12 protein-coding genes are annotated in these 18,795 nt (G+C 56.1%); 6 read left to right on the forward strand and 6 right to left on the reverse strand.

Features of this window, described 5'->3' with window-relative positions; genetic code table 11:
- Positions 1-2: 2 nt before the first annotated feature.
- Positions 3-1,361: an MFS transporter gene (locus ABNT34_RS10915; RefSeq protein WP_348731511.1), complete on the reverse strand. Its 1,359-nt coding sequence runs from the start codon at positions 1,359-1,361 to the stop codon at positions 3-5.
- Between the two features lie 86 nt (positions 1,362-1,447).
- Positions 1,448-2,584 (reverse strand): GGDEF domain-containing protein, encoded by a 1,137-nt coding sequence (locus ABNT34_RS10920; RefSeq protein WP_348731513.1) that lies wholly within the window; start codon positions 2,582-2,584, stop codon positions 1,448-1,450.
- Positions 2,585-2,786: 202 nt separating this feature from the next.
- On the opposite strand from ABNT34_RS10920, the gene ABNT34_RS10925 reads away from it, so the two are divergent.
- The gene (locus ABNT34_RS10925; protein WP_348731515.1) at positions 2,787-3,893 is read left to right on the forward strand and encodes a DUF5694 domain-containing protein; all 1,107 of its coding nucleotides are present in this window, start codon (positions 2,787-2,789) and stop codon (positions 3,891-3,893) included.
- A gap of 158 nt (positions 3,894-4,051) precedes the next feature.
- Positions 4,052-6,883 carry an excinuclease ABC subunit UvrA gene (gene uvrA / locus ABNT34_RS10930; RefSeq protein WP_348731517.1) on the forward strand — a complete coding sequence of 944 codons (2,832 nt, stop codon included), beginning with the start codon at positions 4,052-4,054 and terminating at the stop codon, positions 6,881-6,883.
- A gap of 138 nt (positions 6,884-7,021) precedes the next feature.
- Here uvrA and ABNT34_RS10935 read toward each other — a convergent pair whose 3' ends face one another.
- Positions 7,022-7,906 (reverse strand): DUF6624 domain-containing protein, encoded by an 885-nt coding sequence (locus tag ABNT34_RS10935; protein WP_348731519.1) that lies wholly within the window; start codon positions 7,904-7,906, stop codon positions 7,022-7,024.
- Positions 7,907-8,216: 310 nt separating this feature from the next.
- Here ABNT34_RS10935 and ABNT34_RS10940 point away from each other — a divergent pair, with 310 nt between their 5' ends.
- Both ABNT34_RS10940 and ABNT34_RS10945 read left to right on the forward strand, forming a co-directional pair.
- Complete coding sequence (locus ABNT34_RS10940; protein ID WP_348731521.1) at positions 8,217-9,839, forward strand: cytochrome c peroxidase; 1,623 nt, start codon at positions 8,217-8,219, stop codon at positions 9,837-9,839.
- Positions 9,840-10,022: 183 nt separating this feature from the next.
- On the forward strand, positions 10,023-12,137 hold the full coding sequence (locus ABNT34_RS10945; protein ID WP_348731523.1) for a hypothetical protein: 2,115 nt from the start codon (positions 10,023-10,025) through the stop codon (positions 12,135-12,137).
- An 8-nt stretch (positions 12,138-12,145) separates the two neighbouring features.
- Here the strand turns inward: ABNT34_RS10945 and ABNT34_RS10950 are convergent, their stop codons facing one another.
- The 3 genes from ABNT34_RS10950 to ABNT34_RS10960 are packed head-to-tail and all read right to left on the reverse strand — an operon-like array spanning position 12,146 to position 14,618.
- Positions 12,146-12,856, reverse strand: coding sequence for a response regulator (locus ABNT34_RS10950; RefSeq protein ID WP_348731525.1), 711 nt, complete (start codon positions 12,854-12,856; stop codon positions 12,146-12,148).
- Entirely contained in the window at positions 12,853-14,397 is a 1,545-nt protein-coding gene (locus tag ABNT34_RS10955; protein ID WP_348731527.1) for a sensor histidine kinase, read from the reverse strand. The genes ABNT34_RS10950 and ABNT34_RS10955 overlap by 4 nt, the downstream gene beginning before the upstream one ends.
- Complete coding sequence (locus tag ABNT34_RS10960; RefSeq protein ID WP_348731529.1) at positions 14,397-14,618, reverse strand: hypothetical protein; 222 nt, start codon at positions 14,616-14,618, stop codon at positions 14,397-14,399. Before ABNT34_RS10960 ends, ABNT34_RS10955 begins: the two co-directional genes overlap by 1 nt.
- Between ABNT34_RS10960 and ABNT34_RS10965 the strand changes: the two genes are divergently transcribed.
- Together ABNT34_RS10965 and ABNT34_RS10970 are read left to right on the forward strand one after the other, a co-directional pair.
- Entirely contained in the window at positions 14,617-15,486 is an 870-nt protein-coding gene (locus tag ABNT34_RS10965) for an ATP-binding cassette domain-containing protein (protein WP_348731531.1), read from the forward strand. The genes ABNT34_RS10960 and ABNT34_RS10965 overlap by 2 nt on opposite strands.
- Positions 15,483-18,743 (forward strand): M1 family aminopeptidase, encoded by a 3,261-nt coding sequence (locus tag ABNT34_RS10970; protein WP_348731533.1) that lies wholly within the window; start codon positions 15,483-15,485, stop codon positions 18,741-18,743. Before ABNT34_RS10965 ends, ABNT34_RS10970 begins: the two co-directional genes overlap by 4 nt.
- Positions 18,744-18,795: the final 52 nt, after the last annotated feature.

The following is an 18,795-nucleotide window of genomic DNA, read 5'->3' on the forward strand; positions in this document are numbered from 1 at the left end:
GATTAACTGTGACGACTCAGCAAAGCTTCAACCTGTTGTGGGTCAAAACCGGCAGAGCTGACTTTTAAATAACAGCGTTGTTCGTTGACGACAACTGTCGCTTCCAGCACGCCATCGAGGCTGCTGAGCTGGCGGACCAGCGTTTTGGCTGCAGCGTCATCAACGCCGGAAACCTTATAAGACAAGCGTTGGGCCCGCTGCGGGACTTGCATGCGCGTGGCCAGAAAAAGCCATATTAAACCAATTCCGCCGGCAAGGGCAAACAGGCTGGCAGCACCAAACTGACCGGAAATACTGCCACCCAACACCCCGCCTAAAAAGGCACCAAAAAACTGCAGGCTGGCATAAATGCCCATCGCTGTGCCTTTCTGGCCAGCCGGTGCAATACGCGACACCAGCGCCGGCATACTGGCTTCTAAATAGTTAAATCCGGTGAAAAACACCAGCAGTGCTATGGCTAATGGCCAGAGCCCGCCATTCATCATTAACAATAAACTTACAATCAGCAAGCCGATGGCGAATAAAAAATAGCCTTTTTCCTGCTGGCGACGCATCGACAACACCATCAGCGGCACCATCAGCACAAAAGCGGCGACAAACACCGGCAGATACACCTGCCAGTGCTGCGGCGCGGCTAAGCCATCAGCCAGCAATTGCGTTGGGATCACGACAAAAATCGCCGTCAGCAGCAGGTGCAGCACCAGCACACCCAGATTTAATAACCGCAGCTGCGGGTGACAAAATAATTGCCAGATAAAACCGGGCCGGGCTAAAGCTTCACTGTCGATGGCCTGCTGCTGCGTTTTTGGCACCAGCGTCAGCACTATGACAATGCCGACCAGCGCCAGCGCGGCGGTAAACCAGAAAATGGCACTTAAGCCACCAAAGGCGGCCAGCGCCGGGCCGGCAACCATCGACACGGCGAAAGATAAACCAATGGTTGCGCCAATCACTGCCATCACTTTCGGACGTTGTTCTTCGCGCGTCACATCGGCGGCCAGTGCCAGCACGGCGCCGGAAATAGCACCCATGCCCTGTAAAATTCGGCCAAAGGTCACGCCATATACCGATTCCGCCAGCGCCGCGACCACAGAGCCCACCGCAAACAAGGTCAAGCCCAGCAGCATCACCGGCATGCGGCCAATCCGGTCCGACAACCAGCCCATCGGGATTTGCAACACAGCCTGCGTCAGGCCATAAGCACCAATAGCCAGACCAATCCAGACCGGGGAAAAACCAACTAAGTCTTTGCCGTAGATGGCAAAAACCGGGATCAGCATAAACAGGCCCAGCATACGGAACGCAAAAACCAGCGCCAGCGAAATCGCGGCCCGCCGTTCCAGTGCGGTTAAATGTTGCATATCTGATGGATCTCAAGTCGATTCAGGCAGTACCCGCAGCAGAAAAAGGCGGGCAGCAAAAGAGCGGCGGATTGTACCACAGGCCTTTAATAGTCGGCAGCTGTCCCGGCGAATTCAATGCGATCGCGGCCATTTTGTTTGGCGCGGTACAGCGCCTGATCAGCCAGACGCAGCGTGCGGCCAAAGTCATAATCCGGGCCAAACACACTGACACCGATACTGATCGTCAGCTGATAATCTTCCGGCATCGACGCCGGCCACTCCAGCTGCCGGACACCTTCCAGTAAACGTTCCGCAGTGCGCTGGGCCATGTCACGATTGGCCGCCGGTAGAAATACCAGAAATTCTTCTCCACCAAAGCGCGCCAGCACATCACTTTGCCGCAGCATGGTTTTGATGGCTTTGGCGGTTTGTTCCAGAACCAAATCGCCGCCATCATGGCCAAACTGGTCGTTGACGCGCTTAAAGTGGTCCAAATCTATCATCAATAATGCCGCCGGCTGCTGATTGCGCTGCAGGTAGCTGACGCTGCCGGCCACCACTTCATGCAGACCGCGCCGGTTCAGCTGCCCGGTCAACGGGTCCAGCACCGCTTCAGCCCTGAGCCGTTGCTGCGTTTCTTCCAGATAACCAGTGATCACAAAAAGGCCATAAGCCGCCATGATGCCGGGCCACAGCACCTGCGATACCAGATAACCAGACAAAATCCAGTCCTGCTGCACCTCCACCGTCACAGTGCGCAGCACGCAGACACCAAACCAGCACAACATCACGATAGCAAAACTCTGGTCCGATACTGTGCGGCCTGCTTTGCGAAACCAGAATAACCAGGCAATTGGTAGCGTGACCAGTGCAGTCACGAAGGTCATAAAATGCATTGAGGCTTGTTGCTGTTCATGCAGGTTGAACCAGGTATAGCCCCCCGCCTGCAGCGGAATCATCACCGTCAGCAACCACCAGGGCACACTGCGTTGGCAGCGTTTTAACGCGAAGGCCAGTAATAACCAAAAGTTAAACGCTGCAGCGATGCTGGAGATCAACAGCAACACCGGTTGTACCGGCCACAAATAAAACAACCAGCTGATAGCATCACAGGCGATGGAGATCTGAAACAAACGCAGGCTCGGCACATCTGGTTTAGGCGGATGCACCCGGGTGCTGGCAATCAGGATCACCAGTGCCAGTTGCATCATCGCTAAAGTGTAAATTTGTTCTGTGGTCATACTGCCTGCAGAAAAAGCGTTAACAATTCACCTTAGGCTTTGCCTGCAACAATTGCAAACCGATTCGACCACTGGCTACAAGCTGTGACTGCGGGCATGCATCAGCAGACTTTGTTACAAATCCGGCGCCTCTGTCACGTTGTACAGATAGTGGCAGCTGCTTATTTTGTCGTTGATTTCATGACTATTTTCCGGAGAATTTATGTTCAGACGCTGCTTATTCAGTACCCTGTTGCTGTGGCAAACCGCAGCAGTTGCAGCAGAGCCGTTGCAAGAAAGGCCGCTGACCGACCATGCCCGCGCAGTATTGCAAGCCGACCAGGCGGCAGCCAAACGCGGTCAGCTCAGCCAGATTGCCGTGCTGGCCACCGCACACCTAAGCGCATTACCAGCTGATTTTAACCAGCAGCGCTTAGCTCCTTTATTGGCGAAGCTGCAGACTTTTGCGCCGGATAAAATCGCCATTGAGAGTTTGGCCGGGCCGCAATGTGATTTGCTGCGCGACTATGTCTTTTTATATCCGGACAGCGCCGAACAATATTGTTATGACCCAAGCGGCGCCCGCAAAGCGCTGAATCTAACCGGGGCGCAGGCCAGTGCTGAACTGGAAAAAATTTTGGCAACCCCACAAGCACAGCGCCCGGCCGCCGAGCGTCGCCGGCTTTCAGCACTGATGATGGCAGCCGGCGACCCGGTGTCCGCGCTGGTGCAATGGTTACGGCTGCCGCCTTCGGAACAAAAAGCCGCCGATGGCCTGACGCCGGATCTGGTGCAGGCGCTGGAAAAACGCCGGTTGTCCAATAATGAAAATATCAGCATTGGCGCTGCGCTCGCCGTCAAACTCGGCCACGAGCGGGTCTATCCGGTCGACGACCATACCGGCGACCGCGCTATCGGCGTAATGGATGAAAAAGTCTTTGGTGCTGAGATGACAAAAATCTGGAACAACGCTGCCGCCACCCAACGTAAAAACGGCTTTGAACAACGTCTGCAGCAAATTGGCAGCGACCCGGCAGTGAGTTTACTCGACTGGTACCGCGAACTAAATGCGCCGCTGGAAAGCCAGCTGGCGGTGGCCGGCGATTTTGGCGCAGCGGCAGGCGATAACCAAAGCGGCCAGTCCGGCCGCAAATATCTGGCCTACTGGGAAACCCGCAACATGCGGATGGTGGCCAATATCCGCGAAATCACCGGTGCCCACAGCAAAGTGCTGGCGATTGTCGGTTCGGCACATAAATCCTATTACGAACGTTATCTTAGCGTTAGCAGCGACCTTGAACTGGTTGATATGTCGCGCCTGTTGCAATAACTGTCATCTGGCTCAGGCTGGTTTTTCACCGGCCTGAGACTTGCGAAAACATCTGTATTTATATACAGTTCCTGCTTATCCTTCTGCAGCATTGATCCGGGCAGCATCCTCAGCCATATAGCTCCCGCCCGATCCCAAGGCCATAAACAGAGACTGTGATGAATAAAATCGATATCCGCGGCGCCCGTACTCACAACCTGAAGAATATTTCGCTGGAAATTCCGCGCGACAAACTGATTGTGATCACCGGTTTATCTGGCTCAGGCAAATCTTCGCTGGCCTTTGATACGCTGTACGCCGAAGGCCAGCGTCGTTATGTCGAATCCTTGTCGGCCTACGCCCGCCAGTTTTTGAGCCTGATGGAAAAACCGGACGTGGACCATATCGAAGGTCTGTCGCCGGCGATTTCGATTGAACAAAAATCTACGTCACACAATCCGCGTTCCACCGTCGGCACTATCACCGAAATTTACGACTATCTGCGGCTGTTATTTGCCCGCGTTGGGGAGCCACGCTGCCCGACGCACAACCTACCGCTGGCGGCGCAAACCATCAGCGAAATGGTCGACAAAGTAGTGTCCTTCCCGGAAGGCAGTAAATTAATGGTGCTGGCGCCTGTGGTGCAGGACCGCAAAGGCGAACACGTCAAAACGCTGGAAAACCTAGCGGCCCAAGGGTATATCCGCGCCCGTATCAACGGCGAAGTCTGTGATTTGTCTGATCCGCCAAAGCTCGACTTGCACAAAAAACACACCATCGAAGTGGTGATTGACCGGATCAAAGTACGCGACGACATCAAACAGCGGCTGGCCGAGAGTTTTGAAACTGCGCTGGAGTTATCCGGCGGTATCGCCAAAGTGGCCTCGATGGATGACCCATCGGCTGAAGAGCTGATTTTCTCCGCCAACTTCGCCTGCCCAACCTGCGGTTATTCGATGGCCGAACTGGAGCCGCGGTTATTTTCCTTCAACAACCCGGCCGGTGCCTGTACCGCCTGTGATGGCTTGGGCGTCAAACAATATTTCGACGCCAATAAAGTCATTGTTGATGCGGCGTTAAGCCTGGCCGGCGGTGCTATTCGCGGCTGGGACAAACGCAATTTTTATTATTTCCAGATGTTGAAATCCTTAGCCGAACATTATGGTTTTGACGTTGACGCGCCGTTTCAAAGCCTGAAGCCCGAGCAACAACAAGCGATATTGAGCGGCAGCGGGCGCAAAGAGATTGAATTCAAATACTTAAATGACCGTGGCGACATCGTGCTGCGCAAACATCCGTTTGAAGGCATTTTGCCGAATATGGAGCGGCGTTATCACGAAACCGAATCCAATGCGGTGCGTGAAGAGCTGGCGAAATATCTCGCCACCACCACTTGCCCGGTCTGTGACGGTTCACGCCTGCGCGAAGAAGCGCGCCATGTGTTTATCGGTAAAACCAATTTGCCGAAAATCGTCGAGTTGTCGATTGGCGACTGCCATCAGTTTTTCACTGAGCTGACGCTAACCGGGCAAAAAGCCAAAATCGCCGAAAAAGTACTCAAAGAAATTCAGGACCGGCTGATGTTTCTGGTCAATGTGGGCCTGAATTATCTCAATTTATCGCGCAGCGCCGAGACCTTATCCGGCGGCGAAGCGCAGCGGATTCGCCTGGCCAGTCAAATCGGCGCCGGTTTAGTCGGCGTGATGTATGTGTTGGACGAACCATCGATTGGTTTGCACCAACGTGATAACGACCGGCTACTCGGCACCCTGACGCACCTGCGCGATTTGGGTAATACCGTGATTGTGGTCGAACACGACGAAGACGCGGTGCGCCTCGCCGACCATATCATCGACATAGGCCCGGGCGCCGGTGTGCATGGCGGCAATATAGTCGCGCAGGGCACGCTGGCCGATATCGAAGCGGCGCCTGATTCACTGACAGGCCAGTATCTGTCTGGTACCCGCAAAATCGCTGTGCCAGAAACGCGGCACAAAGGTAAAAAAGGCAAAGAACTCAAAGTATTGGGCGCGACCGGCAATAACCTGAAAAACGTCGATTTAAGCATTCCTTTTGGCGTACTGACCTGTATCACCGGCGTGTCCGGCTCCGGCAAGTCAACGCTGATCAACGACACGCTGTTCCGCGTTGCACACAAAGTGCTGAACAAAGGCGAGGGCGACGACCCGGCGCCGCACCGCGCTATTGAAGGTCTGGAGCATTTTGATAAATGCGTCGACATCGATCAGAGCCCGATTGGCCGCACGCCACGCTCGAACCCGGCCACTTACACCGGCATTTTCACCGCAGTACGCGATTTATTCGCCGGCACCCAGGAAGCGCGGTCACGCGGTTATCAGGTGGGCAGGTTCAGTTTTAACGTCAAAGGCGGGCGCTGCGAAGCCTGTCAGGGCGATGGCGTATTAAAGGTCGAAATGCATTTCCTGCCGGACGTCTACGTGCCTTGTGATGTCTGTAAAGGTAAACGCTACAACCGCGAAACACTGGAAGTGAAATACAAAGGCAAAAACATCCACGAAGTGCTGGAAATGACGGTGGAAGATGCGCGGGCTTTCTTCGACAGCATCCCGGCGATTTCGCGCAAACTGCAAACCCTGATGGACGTCGGCCTGACCTATATCACGCTCGGCCAGTCCGCCACCACCTTGTCGGGCGGCGAAGCGCAGCGGGTGAAACTGGCGCGCGAACTGAGTAAACGCGACACCGGCAAAACGCTGTATATCCTCGACGAGCCGACCACAGGCCTGCACTTCTACGATATTCAGCAACTGCTGAACGTGCTGCATAAACTGCGCGACGCCGGCAATACAGTGGTAGTCATTGAACACAATTTAGATGTGGTTAAAACCGCAGACTGGATAGTCGACTTAGGCCCGGAAGGCGGCAGCGGTGGCGGCGAAATCCTCATCGCCGGCACGCCGGAACAAGTGGCAGCTTTTGAAAAATCTTATACGGGGCAGTATCTGAGGCCGTTGCTGGCGCGGGGATAATCGGCAGAGTATGGCGGCTGGCACGACAGCCGCTATATCATCGAGTGGATTGAACGAGGCGCTCACTGCAGTGGCTCTGTTGCCAGCGATGTAATGAGCAACAACATCCGCGCACCTCGCTGCGCTCACCCTTTGCGATTACTTTCTACTTTGAGGGACTGCTGCGCCAGACTGCGGCTTCAGCTTGGTACTGGTACAACGAAACTTCTTCCGATACTGCTCGATAGGCTCCAGTTCCATCTCTTGCCTTTTTGAATCAAGTTGCGCCACATTTTCCACCGCAAAAGGTTGCCATTGTCCAGACTGATTATCACAGGCCCCCTGAGTGCCATAATGCTGTGGTTGCCCGGTGTTGATCGCGACCCGGTCAGCCAGATACGCGAAATAACGCGGCTGAAATTCGCCTTGTTTTACCTTGGGTTGCAATAACTGCAGCACTTGCTGCTGCCATTGTGGGTCCCAATCGGCATGTTGCACCATCAGCCAGGCCGCCTGCGACGCGTCCGCTGAGGTTTTCGAAATATCAAACCAACCGGCTGCTTGCAGTTGCTGTTGTAACCAGCGTTGATTTTGCAGGTATATCTGCTGTTTGATCGGTTGTAACGCCACCGCAAAGGCTTTGTGTAGTTTGGCGGCTAAGTCTGGCTCTGGCTCAAATTGCTCCAGAAAAGTCCGCATAAATAATTGCTGTTCCGCTGCGGTTTTTGCATCAGCCCGCAAACGCAGCCAGCGATTGCCGAGCCACGCCGCCTGCACCCAGCCCGCTTCCACCTGCTGTACCAGCGCCTGATAAGCTGCGACGGCTTGCTGCACCTGCTGCAGGTTCGCCTGATAGTCCGCCTGATCCGCCGACTGAAAAGCTAACTCCAGCGCCAGCAGCTGCTCGGCTTCTGCAGCACTCAGCCGGGCAAAACGCTGTTGCAGCGCTTGCTGCTGGCTTTGCAACTCCGACAGGCTGTGTTGCTGCAGATAACGCCAGTCAGTCGACTGACTGGGTTCAGCGCTAGCATTCGCGCCCGCCACTATGCAGCTGCTTATCATCCAAGAAAACAAATACCGCGCCAGCCCCATCTTTCACCTTCCAGTTCTGCCAAATCCTTGGGATCAAAGCACCAAATTAATCAGCTGCGCAAGATTAAATCAGCCTGATGACTGGTCCGCTGCTCTATAGATTATTGCGGCAAAACTTGCTTGACCTGCAAATGCAGGGGCATCTATGGCAGCAGGCGACAACACGCATTTAAAACCAAATAATGCAACAATTTATTTGCAAATGACAGCGCTAGACAATAGCATGTTTTTTCACCAACCACAGAGAGTGCAGGGACCGCCGATGCGACAGTGGCCAATGGCAGGGTTTATCTTCATCATCACACAGCTGATCGGTTGCGGTGGCGGCGAAACAACCAATACCACAAATGATGTGCGCCCACCTGCAGTCGCCGAACTCCGGTTTCTGGTGAGCTTCAGTCAGTCGCCACTCCCGGCAGACAGCGTGACCACGCTGGTTTTGACCCCAGTCGATGGCCGTGGCCAACCCTGGCCCGTGCCAGTGCCGGCGCCGCGCATCAGTTCACAATGCGCCGGGCAAAATCTGGCCACACTGGGGGGAGCGCCGATAGCGGACGGCCCACAGTGGCTACAAAGTTATTCGGCGACAGGATGTCAGGGCAGCGACCGGCTGACCCTGTTCTACCCCGATCAGGGCCAACAGGTGCAGCAACAAATCACGCTGCCACTGCTGCCGCCGCAACTGAGTAAACTGGCGCAGCTCGGCAAAATATTGTTTTTCAGTGCTGATCTTGCAGCGAACGCGCAGACTTGTGCCGACTGTCATCATCCGGCCTTTGGCTACAGCCCTGCGGAATCAGCGCCGACCCAACCTGGAGGAATGAACCGGGCTCTGCCTGGATTTCGTCGCAGCCCCGCACTTGGTTATCAGGCATTCACCCCAACCTTTTCCTGGTCTGCACTGGCGCTACCGCTTGCCAGCAGCTCAGCGCGCGGCACACCCATTGGCGGACAATTCGCCGATGGCAGGGCCGCAGATCTGAGCGCACAGGTTGCCGGACCTTTATTTTCAAAGCACGAAATGGCCAACGCTGATGCCGCACAGTTGATGCAGCGTATTTTGCAGCAGCCCATCGGATCGGCATTCCTGCAGCAATTTCCCCCGTCCACAGATGCGACTGTGTTGGTGCAACAAGTCAGTCAGGCTATCGCCGCATTTGAACAACAAGACTCTTCATTCCGGTTATTCAACAGTAAGTTTGATGCGGTGGCACAAGGACAAGCGCAATTCAGCGCTGCTGAAAGCCGTGGTCTGGCCTTGTTCCGCGACCCACAACGCGGCAATTGCACGGCCTGCCACAGCTCTGCGGCCACTCAACCGGGCCAGCCGGAGCTTTTCACCAACCATAGTTATGTCCGCCATGCGGTACCACGGAACTGGCAAATTCCCTACAACGAAGACGCTAAAACTGACAGCGCTTTAGCCGCTGCAGGTCAAAGCGGCTGGGCCTATCAGGGCGACAGCACAGAGCACCGGTTTTATGATCTCGGTCTATGTGGCCCGATGCGTAAAACGGCCGAGTTTGCTGAACATTGCGGCGCCTTTAGGGTACCGGGCCTGCGCAATGTGGCGATCCGTCAGGCTTATTTTCACAATGGCGTTTACAGGCAACTCCGTCAGGTGCTGGACTTTTACCGCTGGCGCGACACACAACCGGCGCGAATTTACCGGACCGTGGCGAATAAACCGGATGTGCCATACCATGATTCGCCGGCACTGTGGCGACAACCGCTGCAGCATGCGCCATTCAGCCCGCAAGCCAATGGTAGTGACAGACTGAGTGATAACGACATCGCTGATTTGATTCAATTTCTTTGTACCCTCACCGATGGCTTTGATCCGTCGAACCCCGCTGGCTATCGATTGCCGACGCAGTGCCGCTGAGGCGTTACAATACCGGTCCGGCCCTGCAGGAACCATTGCACCGGCCGACCCGTTTCACCATGTCAAAGTACAGATCTGTTGCCGCATCAGTTGCAGGTCTGCCCAAACAATGAAATATTGATAGCTCCGCTTCAGGCGCCGCGTGGGTTTGGCTTCGGCGCGTCATTTCATAAGGAAAGTTACATGGCACATCAATGGCGTTTTTTCCGCTCCGGCGGTTTTGATCAGGTCCGGCTGGATAAAATCGAAGACTGGCAGCAGCTGGCGACGCTGGACCCAAAACTTTGGGCGGCACTGAGTTGCCCGGTCAAAGGGCTCGAGCTGGACCCGCGGATGATGGCTTATTTGGACGACGATCATGATGGCCGGGTGCGGATTGATGAAGTCAAAGCGGCAGTGGCCTGGGCACTGTCGGTGCTGCAGCGGCCGGAAGTGCTGTTAACCGGCACAGAGCTGCCATTAAGCGCCATTTGCACGCAAAGTGAAGCCGGGCAAAAACTGCTGGCCTCGGCCAAACGGATTTTACAAAACCTCGGTAAACCCGATGCGACCGCGTTGTCCACGGCCGACACCGCTGATTTAGCGCTGATTTTTCCGGCCGACCAGCTCAATGGTGACGGCGTGATCACCGTCGAACTGGCAAACACCGACGCGCTGAAACAACTGATCAATACCCTGCTGGAGCTGGGCATACAGACGCCAGACCGCAGCGGTGCGCCGGGCATTAACCGCGAACAACTGGACCAGTTTGTCAGCGCCGGTCAGGAATTCTGCCAATGGCAACAACAAGGCGAAGCCGTCAGCAAAGTGCTCGGGGACGCGACCGACGAAGCCTGGCAGCTGCACAGCAGCCTGCACGCCAAAGTGACTGACTATTTTATCCGCTGCCAGCTGGCCGCTTATGACGCCAATGCCACGGCGGCGCTGAACGGCAGTGCCGAAGATTATGCTGCGCTGTCGCGCCAGCTGCTGAACGCCAGCAACAGCGCGGACAGCCACCTGCCGCTCGCCACTGTGAACAGCAGCGGTATGTTACCGCTGACAAAAGGTGTGCATCCGCAATGGGCCGACGCTCTGGCCTGTCTGGCGTCGCTGGCCGGCAACCTGTGGGGCAATGTTGACGCCATCAGCAGCGCCGACTGGCAGCTGCTGAGCAACACCTTACAACCTTATGCCGACTGGAAAGCGGCGCAGCCGGCTACTGTGGTGGCGACCCTCGCGCCGGAAGTGCTGAGCGCTTGTCTGCACAGCGACACAGTAGCGGCCGCCATCGCGTTAATCGACGCCGATTTGGCGCAACAAGCCGAAGCCGAGTCGGTGCTCGACGTCGACCAGCTGGTGCGTTATCAGCTAAGTCTGCGCGATTTACTGCGTAACTTTGTCAGTTTTGAAAGCTTTTACAGCTTAGAAAAACCGGCGATTTTCCAGAACGGCCGCTTGTATATTGACGGCCGCAGCTGCGATTTATGCCTGAACGTCAACGACGCCGGCAAACACGCCAAACTGGCGGCATTAAGCGGGATGTATCTGTTATATCTGGATTGTGTGCGTAGCAACGGCGAGAAGAAATCCGTGGTTGCCGCGATGACTGCCGGTGATGCCGGTAACCTGATGGTCGGCCGCAACGGCGTGTTTTATGACCGCGCCGGCATCGACTGGGATGCGACAGTGACGCAAATTGTCAGCAACCCCATCAGTATCCGCGAAGCCTTTTTTACGCCGTACCAGCGCATTGGCCGGATGATTTCCGATCAAATCCAGAAATTTGCTGCCGCCAAAGATAAAGAAATTGAAGCACAAAGCGCCGCTGGCGTCGGTGATGCGGCGAAAACCGCTGCCGCACCCGCCCCCGCCAAACCGGCCGCACCTTTTGATGTGGCCAAATTTGCCGGTATTTTTGCTGCCATCGGTTTGGCTATCGGCGCCATTGGCACCGCGCTGGCTGCTGTCGTGACCGGCTTCCTCGGCCTGGTCTGGTGGCAAATGCCGCTGGCACTGTTGGGTGTGGTGCTGTTTATCTCCGGCCCGTCAATGCTGATGGCCTGGTTTAAACTGCGGGCGCGTAATCTGGCACCGCTGCTCGATGCCAACGGCTGGGCGGTTAATACCAACGCCAAACTCAGTATCGCCTTTGGTACTCGTTTAACCGCTTTGGCCAGTTTGCCATCGGGTTCCAGTCGTTCGCTGACCGACCCCTATGAGCACAAAAGCAGCGCCGGTTTGTGGCTGATTTTAGTGGTGATTGTGGTTGCGGTTTGGGTGTTCTGGCGTCAGGGTTTATTGGCGGTCTGGTTGTAAATAAACACTCAGCGCGGCGTGAAGATACGCCGCGCTTGTGCTTTAAAGGCTTCGCCGATACGGATCTGCTGCAGATTGCTTAGTTTTAACAGCTGACTGTCGAGGCTAAGCACATGGCTTGGATTAACCAAAAAAGATTTATGCACCTGGATAAAACCAGCCGCCGCCGTTTGTTCCATCAGCGCTTTTAACGTGCTGCTGGCCAGCGTCATTTGCTGGCCTTGCCAGACTTTGACGTAATTGCCGTAACCTTCAAAACAGCAAATTGACGCTAGATCAAAACGGCGTAATTCGCGGTCGACCTTCAGTACAATATGCTCATTCCCCCCCGCAGCTGCCGGCGTGGTCACAGGCGCAGGCAGACCGGCGCGGCGGCGCACTTTGTCCAGTGCCAACGCCAGTCGTTCGCCACTGACCGGCTTGAGCAGATAGTCAGTCACATCAAGCGCAAAACCATCCAGGGCATATTCGGCATAAGCCGTCACCAGTATGACCTGCGGCGGCTTTGCCAGTAACTTCAGCATCTGCAGACCGGTCAGCACCGGCAGCTGAATATCCAGCAAAATCAAATCTATCGGTTGTTGCGCCAGCACAGCCATCGCCTCGGCGGCGCTGTAACACTGCGCCACCAGCTGCAGATCCGGGTGTGCCTGCAGATGATGCAAAAGCACCTGATGCGCCAGCGGCTCGTCATCGACAATCAACAGTTTGAAGGTCATGGCGACTCCGGCCAGAGCGGCAGTTGTAATTCGGCATGCCAGTAGCCGGCAGCATCCGGGCCGCTTTTTAGCATAAAATCAGTGCCATACAGCAATTGCAGACGGCGGCGCAGATTATCCAGGCCCATGCCGGTATCTGTCGTGTTTGCAGTCTGCGCCGGCCATGTATTGCGGCAAATAAACACCAGCCTCTTTTGGCTGACTGTAGCCGACAGCCAAATCTGACTGGCAGCGGCGCTGGTGTCCACACCGTGTTTATAGGCATTTTCCAGCAACATGATCAGTAACAGCGGTGGCAGCAGCAAAGGCGGTAATTGCCAGCTGCCGGTTTCTGCCGGGAACTCCACAGTCACTGTGGTTTTATTGCTGACCCGCAGCTGCTGCAGGTCGAGATAATGCTGCAGATAATCCAGTTCAGCGTGAAGTGGGACGCGCTCCTGCTGGCCCTGATACACCACATAACGCAGTAAATCCGCCAGCTTTAACACCAGCTGCGGCGCCGCGTCGGACTTCAGCAAGCACAAGGCATACAGATTATTTAAGGTATTAAACAAAAAATGCGGATTGATTTGTTGCTGCAGCAATTGCAGTTCAGTGCGGACCTGTTGATGACGCAGCTGCGCCAGCGCGCTGTCCTGCTGTTGGCGCTCAAAGGCCAGAATAATCGGTGTGGAAAGCAGCCATTGCAGCAGCATAAAATTAAAGTTGTACCAGTCAAACGGGTTCTGGCTGCCGCCCGGCACAGCTGGCACGGCAACGCCCTGATTCATCGGCAATTGTAATAACAGCCAGCTCAGCGGCGCGTAGCTTAATAAAATCAGCACTAAACTCAGCAGCACAAAAGTCAGCAGACCCCGCTGCGCCAGCACCTGGCGGATTAAATAATACCGCGTCAGCCAATAACAGCCGAACATCGCCGCGGCCAGCACGGCAAATTGCCACAAATACCACAGCCACAGCCCCGGCTCCGCCGCGATGCGCGACCAGTTAACATGTACCGGGATTGGCTGCTGAGCAAAACCGGGCGGGTGCGAGGTTAATAAGCAAGCCCAGGCCAGCGTCCAGAGCGCGAGTAACAGCAACAGCACCGCATCAAGCGACCATAGCCGCGACCAGCCGGTTAAAGGCCCGCTGCGTTGCCGGCGCTGCCAGGCCAGCTGGCACCAATACAACAACGACAAACCACTTACCAGCAGCCAGTCTGTGCTGCCGAACTGATACGCCATGGTGTCACTTTGGCCCCAATACCACCAACACGCCGGGTAGAACGCAAAGGCGGCCAGCCACAGCAGACCAAGCCGTGCCGACTGTTGCCCAGCCTGTGCTGTCTGCCCCCAGACACTGATGCCCCACTGGGCCAGCAGCAAGGGCAGATACAACAGCGCTGACAGCCAGAGGGATGTCCAGAACGGTGCGATTGGACTGTAGGCGGCCACATCGGCCGGTAACATCTGCGGCGACAGCAGCACCCACAACCAGGCCAACAACACCGGTAACAGCGCCAGCAAATGGTCCGTTTTTATTCGATCAGCAAATTTCATCAGCACAGATAATAGTCCAAGAGTGATGACCTTATGCTGCCTGCCGTAAGCGCGATTGTCATCTGTGCGCTGACAAAAACCGCTTTTGGCCTGACGAACCCCTTGCAGGCTATTTTCACAGCTTGGTCATCGCCACAGGCGGCTTGGTCATTGCCGGCTTGAGCCATAGGTGCAGTGGTTTTAGCCTCAAGCGCATGAACCACAGCAAGAAGCATCACCATGTTACAGATCCAGCAACTCTCTAAAACCTACGCCGACGGCACCCAGGCGCTGCGTAAGCTGAGCCTCAAGGCCGGCAACGGCCTGTTTGGCCTGCTCGGGCCCAACGGTGCCGGTAAATCCAGTTTGTTACGCACTATTGCCACGCTGCAAAGCGCCGACAGCGGCACGCTGCATTTTGACGGTATCGATGTACAACATGAACCACAGCGGCTGCGCGCGCAGCTGGGTTATTTGCCACAGGAATTTGGCGTTTATCCGCATCTGTCCTGCCACGCTTTGCTGGAACATATCGCCGTATTAAAAGGCCTGCATCAGGCCACAGCACGACGCGAACAAATAGCGCAGTTACTGGCAATGACTAACCTGAGCAATGTGGCCGGTAAAACCGTGGCGCATTTTTCCGGCGGTATGCGCCAGCGTTTTGGTATCGCGCAGGCGCTGCTCGGTGACCCAAAACTGTTGATCCTTGATGAACCGAGCGCCGGGCTGGACCCGCAGGAGCGCGCGCAGCTGCATAACGTCTTGTGTGAAATCAGCCGCGACCGGTTGGTGCTGTTGTCGAGCCATATTGTTGATGACATCGAGCAGCTCTGTCCGAATGTCGCCATCCTGTTGCAAGGTGAAATTGTGCTGCAGGGTGACACCCAGGATTTAATCCGCCCACTCAACGGCCAGATTTGGCAGGCTTTTGGCGCCTCTGTCACGCTGCCACCACAGGCGCAACTGCTGCAGCGCAGTTATCAGCGTGGCATTCCGCTACTACGGGTTTTTGCACCGCAATGCCCTGGCCCGGATTTTTCACCGGTCGCCGCCACTTTGCAGGACCGTTATTTTCTGGCGCTGACAAAGCAGGAGGCGACGCAATGAAGCTTTGGTCTCTGCTTTACAACGAATGGCGGTTTTACCGGGTGCAGCCGCTGTTCTGGCTGAGTTTATTCGTCGCGCTGGCCTTTGCCACGCTGGTTCATCTGAATCCGGGCACCGTTGATGCGCAGCCAATCAAAGCGCTGCTGCTGCGCCATAGCATGCTGCTGATGACGATTCAGCCGCTGCTGATTGGCGTGTTGGCGCCGCTGCTGTTGCTCCGTGACAGCCAGCATGGCATCAGCGCGTTGATTGACGTCACCGCACAAAGCCGCCAACAGCGGCTGGTGGTGCGCGCGCTCGGACTTTGGCTATGTGCGGCGCTGTTACAGCTTTGTTTTGTGTTGTTAGTGGCACTGGTGTTTTCAACAACCTATGCCGACGTGACCGACATCTGGCGCTGGTCCTGGCAGTTATGGCTGGTGCAGCAATTGCCAGCGCTGGCTTTGTTGACCGCGCTGGCCTTGTGGTGCAGCTGTCGTTGCGCTTCGCCTGTGGTGTTATATCTGCAAGGTGCGGCGGTCTGGCTGGGTTATATGCTGCTCGCTGCTGCCACCGGTTCGCCGCTGATGGCCAACAGTCAGTCGATATCGCCGCTGCTCAGCCAGCTGATGGTGTATCTGGACCCTTATGCGCTGACGCCGGTGCTCACGCAGCTACGCCAAAGCGGCGAGATGCCTGCCGGAGTGAGTGAGCTTGATAGCCACTTCTGGCTGAACCGGCTGTTGATCATCACGCTGGCGGCGTTGTTATGCTGGCGCGCATTGCAACGCCGTCCGGTCGCCGCGGGCCAGAGCAAACCACCGACAAGCACCGACGTCCCGCGCACCACAGCAGCGTTGGAGTATCAGCCTTGCCCGCCGGATATACTGCGCCCGGTTGCAGTGTTGACTGCATTGCTGCGTCTGCAGTGGCAGCAACTTTGTTATCAATACAGCACTTTATTGGCGCTGCTGGCGCTGTGCTTGTTGGTGTTTAGCGAAGTCTATAGCGGCCTGGGTTATGCCGAAGCTTTTAGTCAGCTGGTACCGGGAAGCATGGATGCGCTCAACCGGGTCAGTGGTGATGTGATCCCAAGATTCGGCCTGTTACTCGCTGCCTTCTGGGCGCATCAGCTCAGCTGGCTGAACCGCCAGCAGCGCATCGACGGGCTGATTGCCGCCACGCCGCTGCCTGCTGCGCTGCTATTAATGAGCCAGTTTATCGCTTTATCCGGTCTGGTGTTGCTGCTGGTGTTGTTGAGCCTGGCCGCAGTCGCTGTGGCACAAATGCTGTCGCAGGTGCCGTTAGACCTTGCTGAATATGGCCGGCAGGGCCTGTTGATCCTGCTACCACTTTGGTGCTGGGCGCTGTTATTACTGGTCTGCCATGCGTTGTTGCGCCAACCGTTGTGGGCCAATCTGGCGGTGGCAGCCTTACTGGCATTTGGTTTGTCGCCGCTGCCGGATTTACTACAACTGCAACATCCGCTGTGGCGCATCGGCCAAAGCCAGTTGCAGTTGCCGGATAGTCTGTGGGGTTATCAGGGCGCTTTGGGCAGCACAGCGCAAAGTTTTGCCGGCGATGTTTATCACGGCGGCTTTTGGCCGTATTTGTGGTTCTGGGCTTTGCTCGCAACCAGTTTGGGCGCGCTGGCATTGCAGTTTTATCATCGCGGCACTGGTTTTAGCCGGCCGAGTCTTGCTACGAGCTTCACGCCACTGACCGCCGCTGCCGGGCTATTTGCTGCATTAGCGCTGCTGCAGGGCCTGCATATTCACCAACAACTCGACGCGGCCGGCGCCTTGCAAAGCCGTGACGAACGGCAGGCAAAACGGGCTGCCTATGAACAGCAATATCAACACTGGCGGGCAGTGCCGCAGCCGGTGGTGCAACAAGTGACCTTGCAGGCGAGCTTAGACCCACAGCTGCAGCAAGCCAAAATCAGCGCAACCTTAACGCTGCATAATCCACATCCACAGCCAATTACACAGTTATTGCTGGGGTTCCCCGGCTTGCAGATCCCTGCGGAGTTACAGCAGCTGCGAGACGGACCTGTGGTCGGGGAAATTAACGCTGAGCTGGGTCAGCAGGTCCTCAGCATGCAACTGGCTCCAGGCGCACAGACTGAGCTGACATTGGATTATTGGGTTCAGCAACAGGGCATCACGCCAGCCCCCGACCACCAAATCATCAGGCCAGCATTCAGTTACCTGCGCTTGTTACAACTGCTGCCGCAAATTGGCTTTGTGCCGGAATTGCGTCTGCGTGACGATGCCGAACGTGCGCGCTTTGGCCTGGCGCCGCTGCCGGCGGCTGAAACTCAGCCGTCTGTACTGGCCGCCAGCCACACGCCAGTCACAGCGCATTATGACTGGGCCATGCTGGATACCACCATCGCTGTGCCGGTTGGCTATCAGGGTATTGCCGCCGGGGCTTTGTTAAACAGCTGGCAGGCGGATAACCAGCAGTTTTTCCACTACCGCACTAAGGCGCCGGTGCGCAATTTGCCGGCTTTAATCGCAGTGCCGTGGCAAAAACAAAGCAGCGAAGCGGCGGGCCTGCCGCTGGAAATTTACAGTCCCGAATTTAACGCCGCCACCGACTTAACCATGCAGGCGATGCAAAATACGGTGCAATGGTTCAGCCAGAACATCGGCGCTTATCCGGGCGATGCACTGCGACTGGTGATCATGCCGGACATAGGCCCAACCGGCTATGCACTGCCGCAGCTGGTGCTGATTAATCACCGGGTTGGCCTGCGCGCAATGCCAACCGACGATGCACCTTTTAGCCAGGTATACCGGCGCGCCGCGCATGAAACAGCGCATCAGTGGTTTGGTCATGGCATCGGCAATGGTGTCGCCGGCGACAGTGCTTTTTTGGTGGAGTCTGTGACCAAATATGCTGAGCTGGTCTTGCTCGAGCAGCAGTTTGGCGTGGCCGCAATGCAGGGCTTAGTTGATTTTGAACAACAACGGTTTGCCCGCGCCCAGGCCGGTAGTCTGGCCGCGGCCAGCAGCCTGATTGATGCGGAAGAGTCATACGACCAATATTCCCGCGCCACGCTGGTGTTTGCCAGACTCAGAGCTGAACTGGGGGATGCCATGATCCTCAAAGCGCTGCGTGAGCTTTGGCAACAACACCGTTATCCGTTACCGCCGGCCAGCGCGATGGATTTTGTCCGGGCGTTGCAGGCGCACAGTCCGGCCAGCAAGTTGCCGTTGATAGAGCAGTTGCTACTAGGGACAGACATCAGGCCACTACTAAACGAAGCATAAATACAACACCCGACAAGCTGATATACTGCGCTGGTTTTTTAACCAGCGCGTC

The sequence above is a fragment of the Rheinheimera texasensis genome, assembly GCF_964031785.1.
Taxonomy (GTDB): Bacteria; Pseudomonadota; Gammaproteobacteria; order Enterobacterales; family Alteromonadaceae; genus Pararheinheimera; species Pararheinheimera texasensis_A.